Raw genomic sequence first — 23,381 nt, 5'->3', positions numbered from 1 at the left:
GCATGATGCTAATCGATAGTGAGCAAAGAAGTCGAGCTACCGACCCGCGGGAATCTTTTATTGTTCAAGCTCCTGCTGGGTCAGGAAAAACAGAAATCCTGACTCAGCGTTTCTTGCGCTTATTAAGTACTGTTCAATCTCCAGAACAAATTATTGCTTTGACCTTTACGCGAAAAGCAGCCAGTGAGATGCGTGAACGAATTGTTCAAGCACTGCAGCAAGCGGCCTCCAATCAGCCCCCTCAAAGCTCCCATCAACAAATTACCCAAAATTTCGCAAAACAAGCATTAAAGAGAAATGAACAATACCAATGGGATTTGCTTCAGCAACCTAATCGCTTAAAAATAATAACGATCGACTCACTATGCCAAAGTATTAATCAAGCAATTCCTCTCTTGGAAAAACAAATTGCTTATCCTGAAATTACAGATACACCCGATTCTCATTACCTCAATGCTGCCCGTAATTGCATTCAATACGCGATTGCGACGCCAGAATATCAACAAGCAATAAAAACCTTACTCCTACACGTTGATAATAAACAAGAACGTTTAATTCAATTATTTCAAGCGCTTTTAAGCCAAAGAGACCAATGGTTATCCCCCCTCTTTTTAGCACGCAATCAAGAAAAATCAACCTTTGAAAAAGCCTTGCGCTTTATTGAAGAACATGAACTATCTCTTTTAAAACAAAGCCTGCCAGATGACTTGGCACAGGAATTAACTTGTTTAGCTCGAGAGATGGCTATCATAGAAAACAAACCAGATTCTCCGCGGTACCCACTCAGAGATTGGTATGAATTTAATCAATGCAATCCGCAAATTGTGAATGCCTTATGCAAATTACTCTTAAACAGTGATAACCAATTGCGTAAAGTATTTGATCATCATGTTGGTCTAGTTAAAAAAGAGTGTACCCCAGAAGAATACAGCAAGATAAAAACATCCAGCGCCGAATTACTTACTCAATTACTTGATTATCCAGAATTTCTGGACTCTTTACTTCATGTCAATAAATTACCAACCCCTGAGTACGATGATGAGCAATGGCAAGTTCTGCAAGCCCTTTTTCTCTTACTACCCCTATTGGTTGGACATTTACAGGTTTCATTCAGTGAACAGAACGAAGTGGATTTCACTGCAATATCCCACCAAGCGTTGGCTGCTTTGGGTGATATAGACAATCCTACTGATCTGGCATTGTATCTAGACCAATCGATTCATCACTTGTTAGTGGATGAATTTCAAGATACTTCCATTACTCAGTTTGAGTTACTTGCCAAGCTAGTTCAAGGTTGGGAACCAGGAGATGGAAAAACTTTATTTCTTGTCGGCGATCCCATGCAATCCATTTATCGTTTCAGGCAAGCTGAAGTTGGATTATTTTTTCGTGCCAAAGCACAAGGTATAGGCCCTGTTGCACTGAAATCACTCGAGTTAAGTTGTAATTTCCGCTCTACTGAAACCATAGTGAATTGGGTAAATTTTCATTTCAGCAAGATATTTCCTCAACAATTCGATATTGAGTCAGGAGCAGTATCCTTCCACCCCTCTGTCAACGTCATTAAGAGTAATGAGGGCAGTACCGTCCATGCCATACAATGTAAAACTCGCGAACAGGAAGCAAAGCGTTTAATTAACATTATAAAAAACGAACTAGAAATGAATACCACCCAAACAATAGCGATCTTAGTACGTACCCGCACACAACTTTCTGAAATAATCAGCCTGCTTCGCCAATACAATATTCCCTATCAAGGCACAGATATTGATTTATTAGCCAATTTAGTCCATGTACGAGACGTCTGGTCACTGACTCATGCTTTGCTTTTCCCTGGAAATCGACTGTCCTGGCTCTGTGTATTACACAGCCCTTACGTTGGCTTAACTCTATCAGATATTCACCAAATTGCTCAATATAATACAAAAAAGTCAATTTATTATAACTTACTTCATTTAGATGAAATTCAAAATATCAGTGAAGAAGGGCGAATACGTGCCCATTTTTTTATTCAAATCATGCACGCGTCTTTATCAAACCGATCTCACCGTCGTTTATCCGACTGGATTGGAAAAACACTAAAAGACCTTCATGTTGAAAAGATACTTAATAAAACTCAATTAAATGATCTTGAGCAATTCTGGGTGCTACTTGATCAATATGAAAAAGAAGGCCGTATTTCAGATATGAAAGAATTTCTTAATGAGTTTAATAAACTGTATTCTCAACAAGCTACCCCCTCCCGTTTACAGATAATGACCATCCATAAATCCAAAGGATTAGAATTTGACACAGTGATTATCCCTGGCTTGGGTTCACAAGCCAGTCGTGGGGACGCTCCCATGTTACGATGGATGAAACGGCCCACCCAATACCATGGCAACCTATTATTAGTATCTCCCATAAAAGCAGCACATCAGGAGAATAATCCTTTATACGATTATTTAGAGCAGCTAGAAGAAGAAAAATCTGGATATGAAGCTCAAAGATTGTTTTATGTTGCTGCTACACGAAGCAAATCCAGATTATATTTGCTTGACCACTCATCAAAATCCTATAAATCTTCCTTCCGAAGTTTATTGAAGCATCAAGAGTTTATTGTCGATTCTGAAGAAACTCAAAATAAAGAAGCAGAATACTCACTACCAAAACTAAGCAAACTACCTTTAGAATATTATCAAAAAGTTATCATTAACCCCTCTCAATCTCATGAGAATCAAACTCCAGAATTGTCATCTGGCATACCTCGTTTAATAGGTATCGTAGCTCATAAGTTATTACAATGGATATGTGACAACCATCCCCAAACAATTGATCAGATACCCTGGCTCCTCGCTGTTAATGAATTTAAAGAATTGGGACTAAATCAAGATTTGCAAGAAAATGCTTTATTTATTGTAAAAAAACAAATTTCTCAAATGTATCAAAATAATACAGGCCTATGGATTATAGCTAAGCATGAGAATGAGCAGAATGAGTATGAACTACTTGTAGAGCATCAAAATAAATTAGTGACTCGTATCATTGATCGCACTTTTGTTGAGAAGAACACTCAATGGATCATTGATTTTAAAACAGGAAAAGAAGATATAGCTTCTTTGCAACAACACCAGAAGCAATTAAACGAGTATGGATACTATTTATCAGATCATACAAAGTTTCCTATACGATGTGGACTCTATTATCTCTCTAATGGCCATTGGGTAGATTGGCATTATGGGGCAAGCGCTCAATCGATTATAGATCTTTATCCTTCTTAATTGGCATAATAAATATCCTGATTTTGCCTAAACAGATGATAATTGTCGCTAGTGATTAGCAACAACCTAAGTTATCATTAGATTTCTTTCGAAACTCTACTGCCATGGAGAATTGCTTTGTCGATACGGTGCTCGAATCCTCATGTACTAACGTGTACACTGCGGTTCTGCGCTCCGTTTCTCCTCGCACTTCTCTCATGGCAGCGAGTTTCGAAAGAAGTCTATTACCGATTTATTTTCAGATTAGGTTAAGAAAATGACGATTGAAGAGAATATAATTAAGCTAATTGATTCCTTAAAGGAACCATTTCTTGATCTCAATGGAAAAGAGATGAACCTCCAGTACCAAACCATCTGTACTGAGCATACCATTCATATTAATCTAACTGCCGGATACCCTATCAGTTTGCTAGAAACCAGTTATAAACCGATAGTAATTGAAGCTCTGCAACAAAAGTATCCTAATCACCAGATTACTATCACCTTCAAACAATTCATAAAGGCACACAAAACCCAACTGACAGGGAAAGCACTTCGAGGTGTAAAAAATACCATTGCAGTCGCTTCCGGGAAGGGGGGGGTTGGCAAATCTACTGTGACAGTCAATCTTGCAGCAGCTTTGGCAAAACTTGGTGCTCGAGTTGGTATTTTGGATGCCGATATCTACGGCCCCAGCATCCCTTTAATGCTTGGCAAAACCAGCCCGCTACAAGTGAAAGACAATTGTTATGTACCAGTCGAAGCACATGGCATGCAAGCCATGTCTATTGGGTATCTTACTGATAACAATCAAGCGTTGATTTGGAGAGGCCCCATGCTTGCCAAATCTTTAATCCAAATGTTAGATATTACTCTTTGGGATGAACTCGATTATTTATTTATCGACTTACCTCCAGGAACTGGGGATATTCAATTAACATTGGTACAAAAAATCCCTTTAACTGCTGCAATAGTGGTTACCACTCCACAAAATGTAGCGACCTTAGATGCCCAGAAAGCAATCACTATGTTTTCCAGAACTGGAATTGACGTGTTGGGAGTCATAGAGAACATGTCCACTCACATCTGTAGTCAATGCGGCCATCAGGAAGCAATTTTTGGTAAAGGAGGAGCAGAAGCTTTATGTGACGCTTATCAATGCAAATTACTAGGTCAATTACCTTTAGACAGCCATATCAGGAAACATTGTGATGAAGGCATACCCACTTCAATACATTTCTCTAATTTACTGACTGACGCCTTTATTAAAACCTCTATGAAAACAGCCATTGAACTGAGCAAAAAGCCGATAAATTATGCCGATAAGTTTCCAAAAATTGTTGTCGAATAACAGGAATTCCATTTCTTATTCTTTTGAGATGAGTATAATACGTAGAGAATAAAAAATTATTAACTAAGCCGCGACCGTGAGGAAGCGGACACCCTGAGAAAAACAATAATAATATTATTATGACTAGATTATTTATAATAGCAATCAGTATATTATGCTCAGCGCTTGCATTTGCGAAAGCAAGTTATCAAATCGATTTAATACTTTTTGCTCAACCACAAGACAGTATTAATAATATAAAACTTGATCCCTCTACTCCATTAATTCCTCTTGGTAAAGAGGTAATTATGCTGCATCCGAGCACTAATAAACAACACGGATCGTACACTCTATTGCCACCTTCCCAATCGAAATTGCGTGATCAATATTACCTTTTAAGTCGTAAATCACGATTTCAAGTCATGGGGCACTATTCATGGAGACAGCCTGCACAAAGTAATAGTATGGTTGCCTTACCCAAGATCAATCATAATGGATGGCAAATTCAAGGGACTCTCAAAGTACGTCAAAGTAACTACTATCTACTAGAAGCAGAACTACAATGTTCACCCCCCGGTAATCAGGGAGCTTCTTTTTCTGTTTCTCAAAAACAACGTTTAAAAGGCAGTACTATCTATTATCTTGATCATCCACAGTTAGGGATGCTCGTTAAAATTCATACGGTTGCTTAAAATAACTTCAGGAACACTGCCTAATTTAGGTTCTATTATTTCCATTATCAACTCAGCAATTGCATTAAAACAAATTTGTCTCGGCGTCCCAACACGCCAAAATAAACCTATGCTTCGAGATGGAGCTGGCTCATCAAAAGGAATACATCTTATATCATCCGTTGAACTGGCTAATGTAGCTAAAGCCGGCAACAAAGTAACCCCCATTCCCGCCTGCACCATTAATCTTAGTGTTTCCAAGCTGGTTGCAGTAAAATCAGCCATTTCATTGGCTTTAGCTAACTGACAAACTGCTATAGCCTGATCTCTTAAGCAATGCCCCTCTTCTAATAACATAATAGGCTGGTTAATTAAATCATTTATATTGATTGATTTAGCATATGCCAACGAGTGAGTGCTCGCGCAAGCAAAATAGAATTTTTCTTCATATAAAATTTGACAGGAAAAATTTCCTTCTATCGGTAGAGCCATAATGGCAGCATCTATATCGCCCTTCTCCAGCTTGCTGATTAACCTGTGCGTCTGCTCTTCTATCAACCATATTTTTAAACCAGGAAATTTTTTTCTAGTTTCTGGCATTACCAAGGGCAACATATAAGGGGATACAGTAGGTATTACTCCCAATCGTAATTCACCTGAAAAAGGGTCTTCTGATTGACGAGCCAAACACTTCATCTCGTCTATTAAAATTAATATTTTTCTTGCATAAATTAATAATTTGTCACCGTGATCAGTCAATAGAACTTGCTTATTAGTTCGTTCAAATAAAACAACATCTAATTCCTCTTCCAGTTTTTTTATTTGCATACTCAAGGTAGGCTGGCTTACAAAACACTTTTTCGCAGCTTCTCCAAAGTGTTTTGTATCGGCTAGAACAACAAAATAATGCAAATCCCTTATATTCATGGCTTTTTATAATAAAAATAAACTATTATCTTAATTAAATTAATAAATAAAATCTATATTAATTATTCAAGTTCTACTTATTTTGCTTTGTTAAAAGCAATCACTTAAATATAATCGCCAATTTAATCCATTATCTTCTAAAAATGATCAATCAAGGCCGAATAATTACAGCAGTTAACTCTTGTTTAAGACAAAAACGCAATATTGATTTTGAGCTTAATAAAAAAGGGGTTTGTGCCGGCCTTGCTGGTCTATATATTAAGTATGCGTTAGAAAACAAAACTACCGAATTCTTTAATATTCTTGAGCGTTTAAGCAAATTACCTAAGGATTACAAACTTGGCTGTGATCCTGAAATCAGTGATTTCATTATCCAGATAGAAAAAACCTTTAGTCCTGGTCAATATTCGAATTATCAGATAGGTCAAGGCGATATAGACAAAGTCATTACTATTGATAACAAACCCATTAAGAATGAGTTTAATTTTGGCCTTATCACCGATGCAAAAAAATGGGAAGACATTTTAAGTGCGGTTACTTTCAATAACAGAGGTTATCTTATATTAAGTCAGAGCCATGCTATCAGTATATTTTATAAGCATGACACTTATTTTATTTATGACCCCAATTCCAATCAAAAGCCTAAGGAATTTCATTCTCCCAAAGAAGTCCTGCAGGAATTAACAAAATGTTTCCGCTACCCTAAGGATCTTTATGGCTTGTCCATTCGTGTCTTTACCAAAATGGATGCACAGCCAGTAAATTATCCCAGTGCAAAGCAATTACGCCAAATTGCCTTTTTCAATGAGTCAGATAAAAAACGCATATTGGCCTTGGGTGATACCACTTATCAATCTACTGAATTTGCAGCATGCGCACGAGATATCGATACCTTAGTTTATCTTGCTTCTAATAATTGTATGGACTGGAATAACCTGACTGTTGAATATTTAAGACCTGAATTTAATGAGCTTTTATTAAAACAACCCAAAACAGAAAAATTAAAAAATACCTTATTAGTGAGTATTGATCTGCATATTAATATTGGCAATACCGCCATGGTAGAGCATTTGATAAACCACTATCTGCAAATCTTTATCGCAAATGAGGAACAATCCGCATTGAAAACCGCCTTGCAAAAATCTTTTGACATATTGCATAAAAACAATATTGCTGTAATGAAGAAAGTACAAAACAATGATTACTTCCTTCACTTGTTTGACCGATTTGGCCTTAGCAATACAGACCAAACATTTACTAATTATAATCATCTTAAGCTTCTTGGTTTAATCAACAGCGAATCTCCACCAGAAACTTATGAAAGATTCCTTAAGACTCTTTCTACTCAACAATTGATAGCTCAGATTCAAATGACAGCGATGTTTAATCAACACTATGCCTTAAAATTATTAATTAACCAGCTAATAAAAAGAAAAATTAATTTTAAGGATCTTCCTTCTGTATTCGATAAAGAGCTTTTACAAAAAATTAATGCAATAACTCTGGAAACTCTTTTCCAAAATGGCTTTACTGTGAATTTTGACGAGCCGGAATTAATAAATGTTTGTGCTCAACGTCTTGATAAAACAATATTTGAATTATATATACGGGCTTATTACCAACAAAGCCAACAACAAATTGGGGAACATATTGATAAAAACTCCTATGAATCCCTAGATCTCGAAACTAAAATTGGCCCTGTTCCACTCATCAATGCCCTAATAATACTAGGTAAAAATACGCATATAAAAAAGGCTTGGAAAAATAATATTAAATCAAAAATCATCCAATCAGCACTGTTGGAAGCAATTCTCTCAGAAAATATTGACATTTCTCTATTTCTGCAACAGCAACTCGCAAAACGACAGGAAATTATAGATCCAGATACTCTGGATTATCTTTATCAAACAGCTATCAAAGAAGAAAATTACACCATTCTCTCGGTACTAGTTCAATTAGGTTTTAATATTCTGAATAATACAAAATATATTAAAACTCTTTTTTACATAAGCCTTGATAACAATGATTTCTCCATTATCGAAAATTGCATTGTCCAAGCTAATCATCAAATTAGAAAGATAGTTCTTGAGAACGCTTTAAACTTTAATTGCCAGACGATTATTAAACAATTTAGAGAAACAGATCCAAAGTTATTTGATACTTTATTTCAAGATTGGGTAAAACAAACTGACCCCAGGACAAGGGATAATCATTTAGCTAAACTGAATGCTGAAGCTGATCAATTATCAGCCGGCACTTTTAGATTAACACTGGTTGAAGCGGAACAAAAAGAGTTTATCAAATATTGTTTCCATCATAAACTTTTCAAACTTGCCAATGCGCTGGCAAGCCCAATCACTTTGACCAATTTGGAGTTAAAGCAATTGCTTGGGGAGTTAATTGAATCAAAAAATGAATTAGGTGTTTTTCATTTACTTAAAAATTATCCTGATTTGACCCAAGAAACAAATTTAATAAAAGCTTTACTGGAAAATAACTTTTTCAAAGCAATAAATGGCTTATTAAACAAAAATATTACCTTATCAGATGAGATTTATCTAAAAATATTCGAAGCCGCTTTCATCTATGACAATCAAGAGGTAGTAAAGACTCTTTTAGCAAAGAAAAAAATTACATCCACAACACAGTTTACTCTCCCACTGTCAGAGCAATTCAAGGAAGCCATAAAAAAAGGACATATTAGCATTTTAGAGCTCTTTATAAACTCTGATGTCGATTTTGGAATTAATTTCAAAGAATTATTCATCTGCAGTTGTGAGCAGAAACAAGCAGCTGTAGCGAATGCTTTATTAAGTAGGGATTTACAGCTTGATGAAAAAGAGATATGTGATGCGGTTAAACAATTATTTGACGAACCCTCTTCAGCAAGTATTTTTGAAGCTATTTATCAAAACGCTCACGGTAGACTTTATAGTATGTTGCTTAAAGCCAAAATTCATCATCCAAAATCAGAATTACTGCGAACTATTAGAAACTCTATTCATGATCCTAAATTCCAAAAAACAGCACTTTATTTATCTACTCCCCCTTTAAAAAAAGCGCTATTAGAAAGAAGCGTGGAAAATTTCATCAAATTTTTCAACCAAACTACCTTACCAGTAAATCCCGATAAAGACACCCTAGCCCTTTTATCTGATCCAGGAATGACTCCCAAGATCTTGGATATCATTGAAAAAAAATATTCTTTAGACTCATTAATTCAAAAAGCTCTAAATCAAGGGGAATGGGCAATTATTGCTAATATATTGGCTTGCTGCACTAAAGAAGAACTCTCACTTGAAATTCAAAAACAAATTGATTGCAATCATAAGAAAATTATCCAAGCTTACATAGAAGCTGTAGAGACCCATTATGAAAAAGAAGATCTCAGACCTCATCTATTCACTCTCCTGCAGGGATTATCCGAAGATCCAAAAGCACTTCACCAACTAGCAGCACCTTATTTTGACTTAATTCAGGAAACTCTTAGTTCGATTGAGTTAAAAATGATTAACAATGGGGTTAATTTAAATGGTCATATCTATCGTCATGCATTGAGCAATAAGAAATTTTATGAGGGTCTTGATAGAATACATAAAATTTTCACTGCTTGTCATTCTACCATAATTGAATCCAAAATTGATTTGAAGGACCCAATTGAAAACCCAAATATAGTTATGCAATTTGCACAGATTAAAGCTTTAATGGCTGAATATGATATTGTTCCTGACTATTTGACAGAGGAACATAGTGAACTTTTGAATAGACTAGCCAATAATCCTCGGTTTAAAGCCGTATGCGAGCAAGAGCTTCATATTTTTTCATTAATGAAGCAATATAATCTTGGGCAAAAATCATTAGAAATCTCATCGACTCAAGTACAACTGGATTTTAAAGACACCGTTTCTACATTAGACTTAGCGTTAACCCAAGCAAAATTACCTATTACTTTTGTTATACCAGAAATTCAATTCCACATTAACTCCCTTAAAAGAATTCCAAAAAAAGAAGAACTAGGACAGCCAGGTGAATTAAATAAGCCTAATAAAGAAGAAAAAACGATTAAACCAGTCTCTAATGAAAAATTGCTACAAGAAGATTTACTTAAAACTTTAAAAAATAAAGCTGTTAAAGGGATTACAAGCTATTTTGGTCACCGTAATGCCACTTTAAGCTATTTATCTTATTACTTTGATTACGAGAGAGGAAAAATACGAACCAAACACTATTTAAATCTGATTAAGTCTGCAAAAACCAAAGAAGAAATATATGTTCTTCAGTATGCTCTCTTCGTTAATAGCAATGGAAAGCAATTAAAAAAAGATGTTGCCCAAGCACTGGGTTATACTAATGAAAACAGCGCAAAATCAAAATTAAAAGAGATAATAAAACAATCCTCATTAAGTAAATATTCTGCATATCTAGATAGCATTATTAAATCACTAAACTCTAAAATAAACAGTAATAATCCAAGAAAGACTGGTGAATTATTCTCTAAAGAAATAAGGGCACTGAGACAATTATCTCAACCACTGAGCCCACTTGGGAAATTTTCCATGTTCCAACCAGAACATGCCCAGCTAAAACAATCTTTATGCCAATGGATTGTAAGTTGGTTTGGCTTTTGTGAAAATAGAAAGGAAAACCGGCTATCTCAGTAAGAAATAGAGAATTGGACCTTGTATTATCCTAGAAAAAGCAGTTAAAACCTACTGTGCAAGCTTCGATTAAAAATTTACACCAGTGCCACAATGCTATATATTTAGTCGCTTTCTTTTTCTTGAAATATGAATTAATTTGAACAACTCATCTGCAACTAAAACAAAACGAATTACCATTTGGTTGGTAGGCGTATTTTTTTTATTGTTCCAATTTTTCTTGCAATTATCCTCAGGGATCATTGTGGGTGCCATCATGCATGAAGAAAATATCTCCGCTCTGAGTGCAGGCCTTTTAAGCAGTGCTTTTTATTATGTCTATACTTCTTTCCAAATTCCAGTTGGAATTCTTTTTGATCGCTACAATACACGAATACTGTTATCAATTAATGCTGCCTTATGCGCCACTGGGTGTTTTATATTCGCTTCAGGATATAGTCTGCCTACCCTTTTTCTTGGGCGCCTTGTCATTGGTGCCGGTTCTGCTTTCGCTTTTATCGGTTTAAGTCATTTATTACGCCAACATTTTCCCTTAAAACAATATGCTTTTATGATAGGTCTATCAGAAACGTTAGGATTCACTGTCACTGTTTTAGGAATGATTGGCATGGGATCCTTAATCAGCCACTTAGGTTGGCGTTCTTTTATTATTGCAGCAGGAATCGTTGGATGCCTGATTGCTGGCTTATGCTGGTTATATATTCCAAGCAGTAAGCCCCTCTCTAATTTTCCGCAACAATATAAGCAACAAATTATTCCAATTTTAAAAAATAAATTAGCCTGGTTTAATGGTCTTTTTGTTTGTCTGGAGTTCTCAGTCATCACTGTATTTGGCGCCATGTGGGCAGTCCCTTTTCTCCAGTTAAAACTTCATTGCACTATCAAAACAGCAAGTATAGTAACATCCATGATCTTATTGGGTGCTGGTTTAAGTTGTCCTTTATTGGGTCAGATTTCAATGCATCTTAGTAAACGTAAACCTCTTATCCATTTATCCTGTTTGCTCACCGCGGGGCTATTATTGCTTGTTTTATATTGGCCAACTGAAAATACTCTATTAGTAAGTTTCTTAATGTTTTCTATTGGTCTAAGTTGTGGTGCTTATATGCTTGCTTATTCCATTGCCAATGAATTAGCTCCCCCAGAATTTTTATCTACATGTACCGGTTTCACTAATACCTTGGCTATGCTCTCAGCTCCCTTACTGCAACCACTAATAGGCTTTATTTTAGATAGGCTTAGCAGCCACCAAAGCCACTATAGCTTAAGTGACTATCAACTGGCTCTTTTAATCATTCCTTTAGCTATGGTATTAGCAAGCTTATTCGCTTGCTTTCTTCCAGAAAAGTCGTAAGCATCCCCACTGCCATAAAACAATAAAATGCTATGATTATGCAAGAGGTCTATTTATAGCAGATTCTACTGCCGATTCTTTAACCTGATTAAAAATTTGCTTGGTTATGAAACAAAAGCCTTTTGGATTTTCAGCAGAAAAACCTGCCACTGTGAGAGGAGCGTTTTCCTCTTGTTTTAAAGTGTTTATCAGTCTTAATTTTAGCTTCGGTAAACCTACGCTAAGTAAACATTGATTATCCGTTAATGTTTTAATAGAAACAAACTGAGACATTTTTATATTATTTCCTGCTGGATCGCGCCATCCTGCTATCGCAGCACCAGTGGCATCTGCTTCCTTGAGGTTGGCGGAATAAAATCCATTATCATTGCTTAATCTACAAAAAATTGTGCTGATGTCATGAGGAGAATTTTGATCCTTGCTAAACCATAACTTCCCAAACCAGGCGTTATTGCCTGTTACAAACTGCTCTTTATTCTCCTTCCCTATGTGTATATGTCCATTCAAGCGACTAGTTTGTAACGTTTGAAGTTCTACTCCAGGCCTTAATACTAACGTTTCAACGTCTTTATTGTCCTGCTTTAGCATGTCTACTTTAAAATTGAATCCCTTTTCATTTTCTACTTTCACCCCAAAAATCCAACTGTCATTAATGGGGTTATAGCGTATAAAGGAACGGCCAACCTGCCAATTGACTTGAGGCGATGAGCTGTCAATTTTATCATTCGCTTCATAAAACAGGATTAATTGATTGGTTTGTCCTTCAATTAACGCAGTTTTGGCATAAATATCAGTACCTTGTCTTTGTACCTGAAAGAAATAACCATACCGTTCACCACTTTCATTAGTAACCATGCCAGTAAAAACCCAACTTCCAACCATTGGTTCATCCGGCTGAACTGTTTTATCTTCTTCTGTATTTTCCAAAGCAAAAATATTACTGCTTAAAAATAAGAATACAGAAAATAATACTAACCAAATTCGTTTTGGTACCATATTAGCAATAACCTTGTAATTGTTGATGTGACCACAATGCTTCCCAAAAGGAATCATCTAATTTTGCTTCGACTGACAAATAAAATAACTTATCTGAACTAAATGAACTACATTTTACAGCATCCTTTTCTGTCATAATAACCTGCGATTCGCCATAGTTTAAATCATTCAACTTAAATTGATAATGATCCGGGTAAGAATAAGATTTAAATTTTATACCTAATTGACTCAAAGTAGAATAAAATCGTTGTGGATTACCAATTCCTGCTATAGCAGCTACTTCAGTAGTAAACAAGTCTATACTTACTTCCTCCCCAGTGGCAAGCTTGATTATTTTATTAGGAACCAGTTTCATAGAATAAGCATCCGTCCAATTCCCCTCATTTACAATAACAAAATCAACTTGTTTTAATCTTGAATCTGGCTCCCTTAATGGCCCAGCTGGCAGGCAAAGCCTATTGCCCAAGCCACGTGTTCCATCTATTACAGCAATTTCAATGGAACGCCCCATTCTGTAATGTTGTAATCCATCATCGCTGATAATCAGTTGCACTGAATGTTTTCCTAAAAGATAACTCACGGCTTGTGTTCGTTTAGGTGCAATGACCACAGGACAATTAAGTGTTCTTGCTATCATTAAGGGTTCATCTCCCACGAATTCAGCGCAATCATTGAATTGTACCTCATAAGGGAAATGTTTTATTTTAGATCGATACCCACGACTCACAACACCAACTTTTAATCCCTTTTGCTGGATCCTCTTAGCTAATTCAATGACTAAGGGAGTTTTACCTACTCCCCCTACGGTTATATTTCCCACTACAATAATTGGTATAGGATAAAATTGTTGACAAAAACGTTGCAAATACCATTGCCTAATTCGTATTAACAGACTATAGAGCCAAGAAAATGGAAATAATATCCACTGTAAAAAATGTTTACCATACCAAATTTTATCTACGATAAATGACATTAAGCAGTTACTTCCTCATCCATCTTGCCAAATTGTTGTACTTTATAAAGCTGGGCATAATGACCATGTAAATCAAGCAACTCTTGATGGCTGCCTTGCTCCACTATCCGCCCATGGTGTAATACAACGATTTTGTGCGCGTGCTTGATAGTTGATAAACGGTGCGCAATAATTAGCGTAGTTCTACCTTTCATCACCTGCTCCAACGCCGCCTGAATATAATGCTCCGATTCACTATCCAAGGCTGAGGTCGCTTCATCAAGTATTAAAATAGGCGCATCTTTCAATATTGCTCTGGCTATTGCTATTCTTTGTCTTTGCCCTCCAGACAATAACACCCCATTTTCTCCTACCTTGGTATCATAACCATTAGGTAATTGATTTATAAATTCATCCGCGTAAGCAAGTTTCGCAGCAGCAATAATTTGCTCTCGACTCACATCAAAACGGCCATAAGCGATATTATTAGCCAAGGTATCATTAAAGAGAGTCACGTTTTGGCTCACTAAAGACATTTGCTGACGTAAACTGTCTAAGCTGAGTTGTTGGATGGGAATGCCATCTAGGGTAATTTCGCCTTGATTCAATTCATAAAATCTGGGTAACAAACTGGCAATAGTCGTTTTACCACTTCCTGAATGCCCTACAAGGGCAACGGATGTTCCCGCTTCAATTATAAAGCTCACATCATGCAGTATATTTTGGCTTTGCCTGTATCCGTAAGAGACTTGCTTAAATTCGATTTCGCCACGTACTTTTTCTTTTAAGATCGTTCCCTTGTTTTGTTCTAAAGGCAAATCCAGTAAATTGAACACACTTTCTGCACCTGCCAATCCTCTCTGTATGGTAGCATTAAGAGTAGTCAATGTTTTCATAGGCTTTATTAACTGCAACATAGCGGCAATGATCGCTAAAAAAGACCCAGCACTAATAATAATAACCGTCGACAAATGAATTGCAGCCATAATAATCATGGCGATCCCGATGGCGATGACCAATTGCACTCCTGAAACATTAATAGCCTTGCTTACAGCCACTTTCATGTCATTTTTGCGCGAATATTCTGTTGCCTTATTAAATTTTGTTATTTCATAGTTTTCGCCACCGAAAATACGAACTACTCGATAGCCCTCAATGGCCTCACTGGCAATTTCCGTGACTTCACCCATGGTTTTTTGTACTTTGTGGCTAATACGCCGTACTCTCTTATTGGTATAATTGACAATTAACCCTACAAATGGAATCGTTAGTAGAAACATTAAAGATAATTGCCAACAAATCACCATCATCACCGTAAGCAGTCCAATAACCAGGCATATATTTTGAATAAAATCCGTTAAGGCATCTGCACTCACCTGAGCTACTTGCTCAACATCATATAAAATTTTTGACAGCAACTGACCTGAAGTAGCTTCATCATAGTAATCAGCTGGCAAATGAATAATATGAGTAAATACGATTTGTCTTAAGACCTTCACCACTGAGCGAGCCACCCATGTCATACAGTAGCTCCCCAAGGAACTAACAACCCCTCGTAAAGTAATACCAACTAAAACAATAAGCGGGATTTGCTTAACAAAATCAAGATCAATATTAATAAAGCTTTTATCCAAAAAAAGCTTGGTCATATAAGTAAATCCAGCATCGATACCCGAATAAAGAATATTGGCAAGTATTCCTAAAAGTAAAACAGGCCAAAAGGGTTTAACGTAGTTCAGCAAACGTTGGTATAACAGATGAGATTTAATTGGAAGATTATTTTTCATTAAACAGTTAAGGCGCACGCAAATGAGAAGAATTGTAACTCTTATTCTGCTTAAGTGCCAATATTCTCTCGTTTAGTCCAGGAAAAACCATATTTTGATCAAACAGAGCATTATAAAACCGATCAGAAATAGTTTTCTAGGGTAAATTTTATACGCGTATAAGCACAACGAAATCCCGATTTTTGGACATTAAGATCGGAAACTGTACCGGGTTCTGTAGTAACGGTTGCCCATTCCAGACCAAATTGTTTCGCTAGATTTAACCGGGCAAACAGTAGTTTTTTTTGCAAGCCTTTCCCTCGATAAAGAGGTAATGTACTGGTAACACCTAAATCGCAAACATCCCCATGAATAGCTATTGTTGCCCCTGCAACCAGATTATCCTGATCATAAGCAGCCAAAGCCAGAACTCCTTTTGCGTGAGCATATTTATAAAATTGCTCTTGGGCATCAGGAAAGCCAAATCCTATAGCAACTCGCTTCGCCCACTCCTCTAACTCCGATTGCCTTACCTCTCTTATAGCAAAAGTATTATCACTAAAATTAACAGCAGACTGATAATTCTTTAAATCAAGAACGGAAACATTACTTGATTCTGTCACACGGTAACCGCGTTGACTTAAAAAATTAATTAACTGATTTCCTACGAAAGGACATAACTCAATATCAACACGATGATGGCTCAACGACCTATAGAAATTTTCTATAGCTTCGATTTCAGATTTATATTGCTTTGGTTCCGTCTTAAACCCCCAGCCACTACTTGGGATAAAAAAGAGTCAAAACCAGAAAAACAAGCGGCCCCTCCATTCACCTCCAGAATATTTCCTTGAGGATATTGTTTAGCAACTTCAATATGACTTTGCTTGATACAAGCCTCCATGCGGGCTGTTAACTCTTTGGTAACGTACATCAATTTTTTCCATTATTAACATTTAACCCAGAAACAATATCATATATTAGTCCAGGTCCCTGATAAACTAAGCCACTGTATATTTGGAGCAAAGAAGCACCTGCACTGATTTTATCCTCAGCACTCGCCAGGCTATCAATCCCCCCTACTCCTATCAAAGTTATTTGATTTCCAACATATTTTTTTAATAAGCACAAACAGCGGGTGGATAATTCTGTCAGTGGCCTACCACTTAATCCCCCTTGTTCTTCCGCATGAGGCAAGTTTTTTACTAACTCACGAGAACAAGTAGTGTTCGTTGCAATGATCCCTTCAATACCATATTGCAAGATAAGCTCTGTCATTTGTTTTAAGGTTTCATCAGTCTCATCTGGAGATATTTTGACAATCAAAGGGACATGGCGCCCAAATTGGTCTGCTAACCTGGCTTGTTCTGTTTGTAACTGGCTGAGCAACCCTGCAAAATAATCCTGCTGTTGTAACTGCCGTAAATCCGGGGTGTTTGGTGAAGAAATATTGATAGTGACATACGACGCATAGCAGTACACTTTTCGCAAACAATAGAGATAATCCTGAGCAGCGTTATCCAAAGTTGTAGCTTTATTTTTTCCAATATTGATACCTAATATTCCTTTATACCTTGCATTTTTTACATTATCTACTAAGGCATCAACTCCCCAATTGTTAAAACCCATTCTGTTAATGATTGCGTTTGCCTCTGGGAGGCGAAATAGCCTTGGCTTGGGATTACCTTCTTGGGGTTTGGGGGTCACCGTCCCTAATTCAATAAATGAAAATCCCAGTTTAGCCAAGGCATCGAGATGTTGACCGTTTTTATCCAAACCAGCTGCTAATCCAACCTGATGAGGAAAAATAAGCCCCATCGCATGAATTGGCTTACCAATCGGTTGCCGAAAACAAAAGCCCGGGATGGCATGTAAAGCAGACAAAGTGAATGAATGGGCTTTTTCTGCATCCATCCTGAATAACAAGGGGCGCAGTAGGGAATACATAAAATCACTCCTGAGGAATCACTAGAAAACAAATATGATAGCATTTTCAAAAAAACTTCGTCCTGAAATTTGCTCAAAATACAATGTAATATAATAAAAACCTATACAGCTTCCTGCATCTACTCTAAAAAGCAAGCACAACGGATACATAAAATCATTCTTAAAACCTCAAACCGCAAAAACTGTATTGCTCTGTTGGATCCGTATCCTCAGTCTTAATCTCATTGCGTTCCTGAGTTACTTTAGGAACCACTGACCTTTGCCCACTTAAACCAGGATTTTTAAAGTCTTTGTTATTTGATTTATCATTTTTTAAACTAATTAGCATTTTTTGATGCGAATCTTCCTTTTCAGGATTATCCATAGAAACATTCAATACCGACACATCACCATGAGCAACTATAGGTTCATCAGATAAAAAATAAGTTGCAAATGTTGTGACAGCAGCACCAGTGACAAAGCCGCCCAAAGCAAACATAAGAGCAGTAAAAGCCGGTAATGCAAAAACTCCTGATAATGCAATTGATAAAGGAACCAAAACAATGGCAAGGGTCATTCCTAGTAGAAATGCAGGAATTATGGAAAGCGAAATGACCAGGTCAGTGGCAAACCATCCTAATAAAGCAGTAGCCCCTGAGCTGACAAGCGAAGTTAAGCTTAAGCTGCCCCAGAACCTTATAAGGTCAACTTTCTTTCCCTTAGAGGAAGCATTTGAGTTTCTTAAATTATTTGAATGATCATTCAAATCTTCATGATTTTTTTGTAAATCTGGTTTATCTTCCAGATTGAATTCCTCATTTAAGCCATTATTTAATTGACTTGGGGCAGTATTGAAAGCATTTTTCAACTTAAAAGCGAGGGTAACAACAGCGGCTCCTAAAAGCAATCCTGACGCAGCAAGTAATAAACCAGGTAAGATAATCGGGGAGGTGAGTACCGCAGAGGCAGCACTCATCAATAACATAAATCCTATATAAAACCCAAGATTAAATGAGTTAGCCAGTACAGTGACTAAAGTCATACCTGAAGCTAGCCATACGATAGTCCCAGCAGCTCCCATACTTAACAATGCTGTAATGATATGAGAGCGCAAGGAGTGAGAAGAATTCCCGATTTTCTTATTGGATACATCCATTTTTCATCCCTATTAACATGATTACTTCAGTGAAAGTGGAAGTTACACAACACATTGCTGTGCCCAAACTCTCAGCATGGCATTACCTGATTTATGTAGATGAAAAGCAACTTCCCTAACTTCCACTCCATAATTATCTTGTTGCAAACCTAATAAAACTGGTCCTAGAAATTCTGAGGTCTTCCCTTCCCTATCAATCAAAGGAAATATCCTAACCTCTTTCGCTACCCTAGCTAATTCACGGATTACAAATAAATGAAAATCAACGGTTTGATCTTCCAGATCTGCAAAAAAATAATGAGAGCTCAAAGCATAATCAAAGGCAAAATCTGCAAATGGTAAATGATAATCTGTCACACCAAGATATCGACCGTCTCTCTTACCTTGTTCATAATCTGAAAAAAATTGCTTCATTCCTTCTTGTCTTGCTTGAAGCAATTTATCAAAGCTACCACTACGGCTAAAATCAAACTGATCTTGATGTTCCTTTACCTCTTCTGCCATATTAGCAAAAATCATTTTAGCTTTAGCCAATAGAGTGTCTTTATCTAATACAAATAAAGGATCGCAGCTAACTACCCTTTTGCTCAACTGTGTTTGCTGGTAATTAACAGCACTAGGTCCACAACCATATTCCAATAGGTTTGAATCCTTTTCGTCCTGGGGTAAATCAAACATCTCTCGATATTCATCAATTCCATGCCCCCATAGCACCAGTTTTCTCATCAAAAAACTCCTCTCTCTAAATCCATTTGGATTACACATTGGCTAAAGATTAGGTGATTTTTTTACCTACGTAAAGAATCATTTTAACTACATTTTACAGATAGGGGTCACTTTATTTTTTTATTTTTAAAACGAATTAAATAATCAACAGCATTAATTGCTTCTTGCACTCTCTCTCCATTGCCAACGCGTTCGCGCAAAATATCCATATTAGGAGCAGAAATAATACCATTACCCATAGTTAAACCATTTAAAGCAAATTGAATAAAGCATTCCTTAACATGCTCCCATATCAATTCATAATGATCTGTCTTCCTTTAAGTAACAAACTTAAAGGTATATAGCCATTAAAGGGATGGTATTGATGGTAATATTGCATAACAGCAGGGATCTCATAGGTACCCGCTTCAACAGTTTCAACCTGATAATTGTATTCATATTGTTTTAATTTGTTTATGCAAGATTCAAGCTGTTTTTCAGCCAATTCTCTATAATAGTTTGACCAGACTATCAGTATATTGGGTTTTGACATTTTTTATATTACTTTTCTAGGGCGTATTATCAACAGATCTTAAATGGATTTAATTTTTACACAATGTATCATAGGATATGAGATACAGCAATTATCAGGCTTTAATAGGGTGGGATTTAATAAGCTAAATGATGAGGAAAGAAACCAGGAGAAACTTTTAGAAGCACAAACTTTAAATTAAATTAAGGTTTGCGGGCGGCCTAGGCTAAATATTTATGACTTAAATTTTTTCAACTCTCTTCTCAAATGGACAGGTGGGGATGTCCGTTTAAAAATAGATTACCCAGGAACAAACTGGAAGGTGACAATTACGATTCATTTGGGTATAGTCTAGCGTATTTAAACATAACAGGAAGTCATTCATGTACACTGGCCTAGACCATCAACTGGGTGAAACATATGACATGTTAAGACACAGCGTCTATCACTTTGCCCAAACAGAAATAGCCCCTTTAGCAGCTCAAATCGATGAGAAAAATACTTTCCCAAATCATCTCTGGAGAAAACTAGGAGAAATGGGATTACTTGGCATCACTGTAAGTGAAGAATATGGTGGCGCCAATATGGGCTATTTAGCACATACCATAGCAATGGAAGAAATTTCCAGAGCTTCTGCGTCCGTTGGCTTAAGTTATGGTGCTCACTCTAATTTGTGTGTTAATCAAATCTATTTAAATGGAACTAGTGAGCAAAAACAAAAATATTTGCCTAAACTTATAAATGGAGAATATGTTGGTGCTTTGGCCATGAGTGAGTCCAACTCAGGGTCAGATGTAGTCAGCATGCAATTACAGGCTCGCTCTTCAGGCAACAAATATATTCTCGATGGCACCAAAATGTGGATTACCAACGGTCCTGACGCTGATGTTCTGGTCGTCTATGCAAAAACGGACAAGCAAGCTGGCAGTAAAGGCATTACCGCGTTTATTATTGAAAAAGGAATGCCAGGCTTTAAAACAGCTCAGAAACTAGACAAATTGGGGATGCGCGGCTCAAATACTTGCGAATTAGTGTTTGAACAATGTGAAGTTCCTTCGGAAAACGTTCTAGGTATAGTTAATCAAGGCGTCAAGGTTCTAATGAGCGGTCTGGATTATGAACGTACTATCCTGGCTGCTGGACCTGTTGGTATCATGCAAGCATGCATGGATGTTGTATTGCCTTATGTACATGAGCGCAAACAATTTAATCAAGCAATAGGCGAGTTTCAATTTATTCAGGGTAAACTTGCTGATATGTATACTGATTTGAATGCTTGCAGAGCCTATTTATATGCCGTTGCGAAAGCGTGTGACAATAATAAGGTTAGCCGTAAAGATGCCGCAGGGGCTATATTATATACTGCGGAAAGAGCAACACAAATGGCTTTGCAATCAATACAAATTCTCGGAGGGAATGGATACATTAACGAATATCCTACGGGACGTTTGTTACGGGATGCGAAGTTATATGAAATTGGGGCAGGCACTTCTGAAATTAGAAGAATGCTGATTGGCCGTGAACTTTTTAAAGAAACAGCATAAGGAAGAAAGGAATGGAACATAATGATGTGGTGATAGTCGCAGCAAAAAGAACGCCTATGGGAGCTATGCTGGGCAATTTATCAGCGCTTTCTTCTCCAGAGTTAGGCGCAATAGCACATAGGGCAGCTTTATCTCAAGCAGGCATTGCTCCAGCAGAAATCGATGAAGTGATCAGTGGTTGTGTACTGCAAGCAGGTATTGGCCAAGCACCTGCAAGACAAGCAGCAATCAAAGCGGGAATACCTAACTCTGCAGGTGCAACAACTATTAATAAAATGTGCGGTTCAGGTATGAAAGCGGTTATGCTTGGCCATGATTTAATCAAAGCAGGGACTGCAAATGTGGTCTTGGCTAGTGGAATGGAAAGTATGAGTAATGCTCCCTATCTACTGATGAAAGCTCGTGCCGGATATCGACTGGGGCATGGTGAAATAAAAGACCATATGTTTCTTGATGGTTTAGAAGATGCCTATGACAAAGGTCAATTAATGGGTTGTTTTGCCGAAGCCACAGCCAAACATTTTAACTTCAGCAGAGCTCAACAAGACGAATACGCTCAACGCTCAATGGCGAGAGCACTAAAGGCTATAAAAAGCGGTGCGTTCGAAGAAGAGATATCCCCTGTTACACTAACAACCCGTAAAGGGGAAGTAACCATTCAAGTTGACGAGGCCCGGATGAAGCAAAGCTTGCTAAAATCCCCCAATTAAAGCCTGCATTTCAAGCAGATGGTACTGTCACAGCGGCCAACTCAAGCTCGATTTCTGATGGAGCAGCTAGTTTAATTTTAATGAGTGCTGCCAATGCAGAGAAACTTGGTATCCAACCTTTTGCCAGAATTGTTGCCCATGCCAGCCACTCTCAAGCACCACAATGGTTTACAACAGCGCCTGTTGAAGCCATCCGTAAGGTAATGAACAAAGCTTCATGGAGACAAGATGACGTGGATCTCTACGAAATTAATGAAGCCTTTGCAGTCGTTGCTATGGCGGCTATTACTCAACTCGAGTTAAACCCAGAGCAAGTGAATATACACGGTGGGGCTTGTGCTTTAGGTCATCCTATTGGTGCTTCAGGGGCTCGTATCCTGGTAACATTAATACACGCATTAAAACACCAAAGTAAAAAACGCGGAGTAGCCTCGTTATGTATAGGTGGCGGCGAAGCAACAGCAATGGCAATTGAACTAATTTAGTAGTTAGTATTGAATGTATAACCCGGGTAAAATTTTTATTTTATCCGGGATTTTTACACCTGTTTTATAAATCTAAATCAGATTGCTAAATAATAAAGGATGTACATGCTAAGACATAGTCTCATTTATCTTGTGCTAAGTATTCTTATTGTGGTCTTTGCAAAATATGCTCATCTTGTCATAGTTTACATTGATATGTTTTTTACCTATGTTAATTGGAAGTTAATGCCTATCTTTAGCCAGACAGGCTGGGGGCTAATTATCAGGAAGACCATAGTCCTTATGCTGTTACCTATTATCATTACAGGAATCCCAGCACTAGTCTATCGAGCAATCAAAGGCAAAGACATGCCGCATTTTGTCTCCATTGTCTGGGTCATCTGGACCATCATCGTCTTAAGCGATATCTTGATTCGGTAAGGATAAAACT

The 23,381-nt window shown here is 37.1% G+C and carries 17 protein-coding genes and 2 pseudogenes; 9 read left to right on the top strand and 10 right to left on the bottom strand.

The window, feature by feature from the left end:
- Positions 1 to 2 precede the first annotated feature (2 nt).
- The 3 genes from OK13_RS05405 to OK13_RS05395 all read left to right on the top strand — a co-directional run bounded on the left by OK13_RS05405 (position 3) and on the right by OK13_RS05395 (position 5,261).
- Positions 3 to 3,260 (top strand): UvrD-helicase domain-containing protein, encoded by a 3,258-nt coding sequence (locus OK13_RS05405; RefSeq protein ID WP_152571590.1) that lies wholly within the window; start codon positions 3 to 5, stop codon positions 3,258 to 3,260.
- A gap of 256 nt (positions 3,261 to 3,516) precedes the next feature.
- The gene (gene apbC, locus OK13_RS05400; protein ID WP_035888587.1) at positions 3,517 to 4,590 is read left to right on the top strand and encodes an iron-sulfur cluster carrier protein ApbC; all 1,074 of its coding nucleotides are present in this window, start codon (positions 3,517 to 3,519) and stop codon (positions 4,588 to 4,590) included.
- 119 nt (positions 4,591 to 4,709) lie between these two features.
- Positions 4,710 to 5,261, top strand: coding sequence for a CsiV family protein (locus OK13_RS05395; protein ID WP_035888585.1), 552 nt, complete (start codon positions 4,710 to 4,712; stop codon positions 5,259 to 5,261).
- Here OK13_RS05395 and OK13_RS05390 read toward each other — a convergent pair.
- Positions 5,226 to 6,167 carry a LysR substrate-binding domain-containing protein gene (locus OK13_RS05390; RefSeq protein ID WP_052117580.1) on the bottom strand — a complete coding sequence of 314 codons (942 nt, stop codon included), beginning with the start codon at positions 6,165 to 6,167 and terminating at the stop codon, positions 5,226 to 5,228. The genes OK13_RS05395 and OK13_RS05390 overlap by 36 nt on opposite strands.
- Positions 6,168 to 6,310: 143 nt before the next feature.
- On the opposite strand from OK13_RS05390, the gene OK13_RS05385 reads away from it, so the two are divergent.
- Positions 6,311 to 10,828 (top strand): hypothetical protein, encoded by a 4,518-nt coding sequence (locus tag OK13_RS05385; RefSeq protein WP_035888583.1) that lies wholly within the window; start codon positions 6,311 to 6,313, stop codon positions 10,826 to 10,828.
- A gap of 136 nt (positions 10,829 to 10,964) precedes the next feature.
- Positions 10,965 to 12,179, top strand: a complete 1,215-nt coding sequence (locus tag OK13_RS05380; protein WP_338151666.1) for an MFS transporter — start codon at positions 10,965 to 10,967, stop codon at positions 12,177 to 12,179.
- 36 nt (positions 12,180 to 12,215) lie between these two features.
- Here OK13_RS05380 and OK13_RS05375 read toward each other — a convergent pair whose 3' ends face one another.
- The 9 genes and pseudogenes from OK13_RS05375 to OK13_RS15190 form a co-directional block, all read right to left on the bottom strand.
- On the bottom strand, positions 12,216 to 13,175 hold the full coding sequence (locus tag OK13_RS05375) for a hypothetical protein (RefSeq protein WP_035888577.1): 960 nt from the start codon (positions 13,173 to 13,175) through the stop codon (positions 12,216 to 12,218).
- 1 nt (position 13,176) lies between these two features.
- The gene (gene lpxK / locus OK13_RS05370; protein ID WP_035888570.1) at positions 13,177 to 14,148 is read right to left on the bottom strand and encodes a tetraacyldisaccharide 4'-kinase; all 972 of its coding nucleotides are present in this window, start codon (positions 14,146 to 14,148) and stop codon (positions 13,177 to 13,179) included.
- A complete protein-coding gene (gene msbA / locus OK13_RS05365; RefSeq protein ID WP_035888607.1) occupies positions 14,148 to 15,914 on the bottom strand; it encodes a lipid A export permease/ATP-binding protein MsbA in 1,767 nt (588 codons plus the stop codon). The genes lpxK and msbA overlap by 1 nt, the downstream gene beginning before the upstream one ends.
- Positions 15,915 to 16,036: 122 nt before the next feature.
- Positions 16,037 to 16,827, bottom strand: a pseudogene (locus OK13_RS05360) (GNAT family N-acetyltransferase).
- On the bottom strand, positions 16,827 to 17,840 hold the full coding sequence (locus OK13_RS05355; RefSeq protein ID WP_035888567.1) for a quinone-dependent dihydroorotate dehydrogenase: 1,014 nt from the start codon (positions 17,838 to 17,840) through the stop codon (positions 16,827 to 16,829). Before OK13_RS05355 ends, OK13_RS05360 begins: the two are co-directional and overlap by 1 nt.
- A 160-nt stretch (positions 17,841 to 18,000) precedes the next feature.
- Positions 18,001 to 18,975: a hypothetical protein gene (locus OK13_RS05350; RefSeq protein WP_035888563.1), complete on the bottom strand. Its 975-nt coding sequence runs from the start codon at positions 18,973 to 18,975 to the stop codon at positions 18,001 to 18,003.
- A 42-nt stretch (positions 18,976 to 19,017) separates the two neighbouring features.
- Positions 19,018 to 19,701 (bottom strand): hypothetical protein, encoded by a 684-nt coding sequence (locus OK13_RS05345; RefSeq protein ID WP_035888560.1) that lies wholly within the window; start codon positions 19,699 to 19,701, stop codon positions 19,018 to 19,020.
- A gap of 107 nt (positions 19,702 to 19,808) precedes the next feature.
- Positions 19,809 to 19,940, bottom strand: a complete 132-nt coding sequence (locus tag OK13_RS15790) for a hypothetical protein (RefSeq protein ID WP_277619268.1) — start codon at positions 19,938 to 19,940, stop codon at positions 19,809 to 19,811.
- Between the two features lie 53 nt (positions 19,941 to 19,993).
- Positions 19,994 to 20,233 carry a 6,7-dimethyl-8-ribityllumazine synthase gene (locus OK13_RS15190; RefSeq protein WP_241480435.1) on the bottom strand — a complete coding sequence of 80 codons (240 nt, stop codon included), beginning with the start codon at positions 20,231 to 20,233 and terminating at the stop codon, positions 19,994 to 19,996.
- Between the two features lie 362 nt (positions 20,234 to 20,595).
- Between OK13_RS15190 and OK13_RS05335 the strand changes: the two genes are divergently transcribed.
- From OK13_RS05335 to OK13_RS05325, 4 genes and pseudogenes are all read left to right on the top strand, one after another.
- Positions 20,596 to 21,756, top strand: coding sequence for an isovaleryl-CoA dehydrogenase (locus OK13_RS05335; RefSeq protein ID WP_035888557.1), 1,161 nt, complete (start codon positions 20,596 to 20,598; stop codon positions 21,754 to 21,756).
- Between the two features lie 11 nt (positions 21,757 to 21,767).
- Positions 21,768 to 22,495 (top strand): annotated as a pseudogene (locus OK13_RS15185) (thiolase family protein); the annotation flags it as partial.
- A gap of 51 nt (positions 22,496 to 22,546) precedes the next feature.
- Positions 22,547 to 22,951 (top strand): thiolase family protein, encoded by a 405-nt coding sequence (locus OK13_RS15180; RefSeq protein WP_241480437.1) that lies wholly within the window; start codon positions 22,547 to 22,549, stop codon positions 22,949 to 22,951.
- A 105-nt stretch (positions 22,952 to 23,056) separates the two neighbouring features.
- On the top strand, positions 23,057 to 23,371 hold the full coding sequence (locus tag OK13_RS05325) for a hypothetical protein (protein ID WP_035888555.1): 315 nt from the start codon (positions 23,057 to 23,059) through the stop codon (positions 23,369 to 23,371).
- Positions 23,372 to 23,381 lie beyond the last annotated feature (10 nt).

The sequence above is a fragment of the Legionella norrlandica genome, assembly GCF_000770585.1.
GTDB lineage: Bacteria > Pseudomonadota > Gammaproteobacteria > Legionellales > Legionellaceae > Legionella > Legionella norrlandica.
This window is presented reverse-complemented; position numbering and strand designations above follow the sequence as displayed.

Coding starts and splice junctions, on each gene's coding strand:
- OK13_RS05405 (WP_152571590.1), top strand. CDS start 3: ATGATGCTAATCGATAGTGAGCAAAGAAGTCGAGCTACCGACCCGCGG.
- apbC (WP_035888587.1), top strand. CDS start 3,517: ATGACGATTGAAGAGAATATAATTAAGCTAATTGATTCCTTAAAGGAA.
- OK13_RS05395 (WP_035888585.1), top strand. CDS start 4,710: ATGACTAGATTATTTATAATAGCAATCAGTATATTATGCTCAGCGCTT.
- OK13_RS05390 (WP_052117580.1), bottom strand. CDS start 6,167: ATGAATATAAGGGATTTGCATTATTTTGTTGTTCTAGCCGATACAAAA.
- OK13_RS05385 (WP_035888583.1), top strand. CDS start 6,311: ATGATCAATCAAGGCCGAATAATTACAGCAGTTAACTCTTGTTTAAGA.
- OK13_RS05375 (WP_035888577.1), bottom strand. CDS start 13,175: ATGGTACCAAAACGAATTTGGTTAGTATTATTTTCTGTATTCTTATTT.
- lpxK (WP_035888570.1), bottom strand. CDS start 14,148: ATGTCATTTATCGTAGATAAAATTTGGTATGGTAAACATTTTTTACAG.
- msbA (WP_035888607.1), bottom strand. CDS start 15,914: ATGAAAAATAATCTTCCAATTAAATCTCATCTGTTATACCAACGTTTG.
- OK13_RS05355 (WP_035888567.1), bottom strand. CDS start 17,840: ATGTATTCCCTACTGCGCCCCTTGTTATTCAGGATGGATGCAGAAAAA.
- OK13_RS05350 (WP_035888563.1), bottom strand. CDS start 18,975: ATGGATGTATCCAATAAGAAAATCGGGAATTCTTCTCACTCCTTGCGC.
- OK13_RS05345 (WP_035888560.1), bottom strand. CDS start 19,701: ATGAGAAAACTGGTGCTATGGGGGCATGGAATTGATGAATATCGAGAG.
- OK13_RS15790 (WP_277619268.1), bottom strand. CDS start 19,940: ATGGGTAATGGTATTATTTCTGCTCCTAATATGGATATTTTGCGCGAA.
- OK13_RS15190 (WP_241480435.1), bottom strand. CDS start 20,233: ATGTCAAAACCCAATATACTGATAGTCTGGTCAAACTATTATAGAGAA.
- OK13_RS05335 (WP_035888557.1), top strand. CDS start 20,596: ATGTACACTGGCCTAGACCATCAACTGGGTGAAACATATGACATGTTA.
- OK13_RS15180 (WP_241480437.1), top strand. CDS start 22,547: ATGAGTGCTGCCAATGCAGAGAAACTTGGTATCCAACCTTTTGCCAGA.
- OK13_RS05325 (WP_035888555.1), top strand. CDS start 23,057: ATGCTAAGACATAGTCTCATTTATCTTGTGCTAAGTATTCTTATTGTG.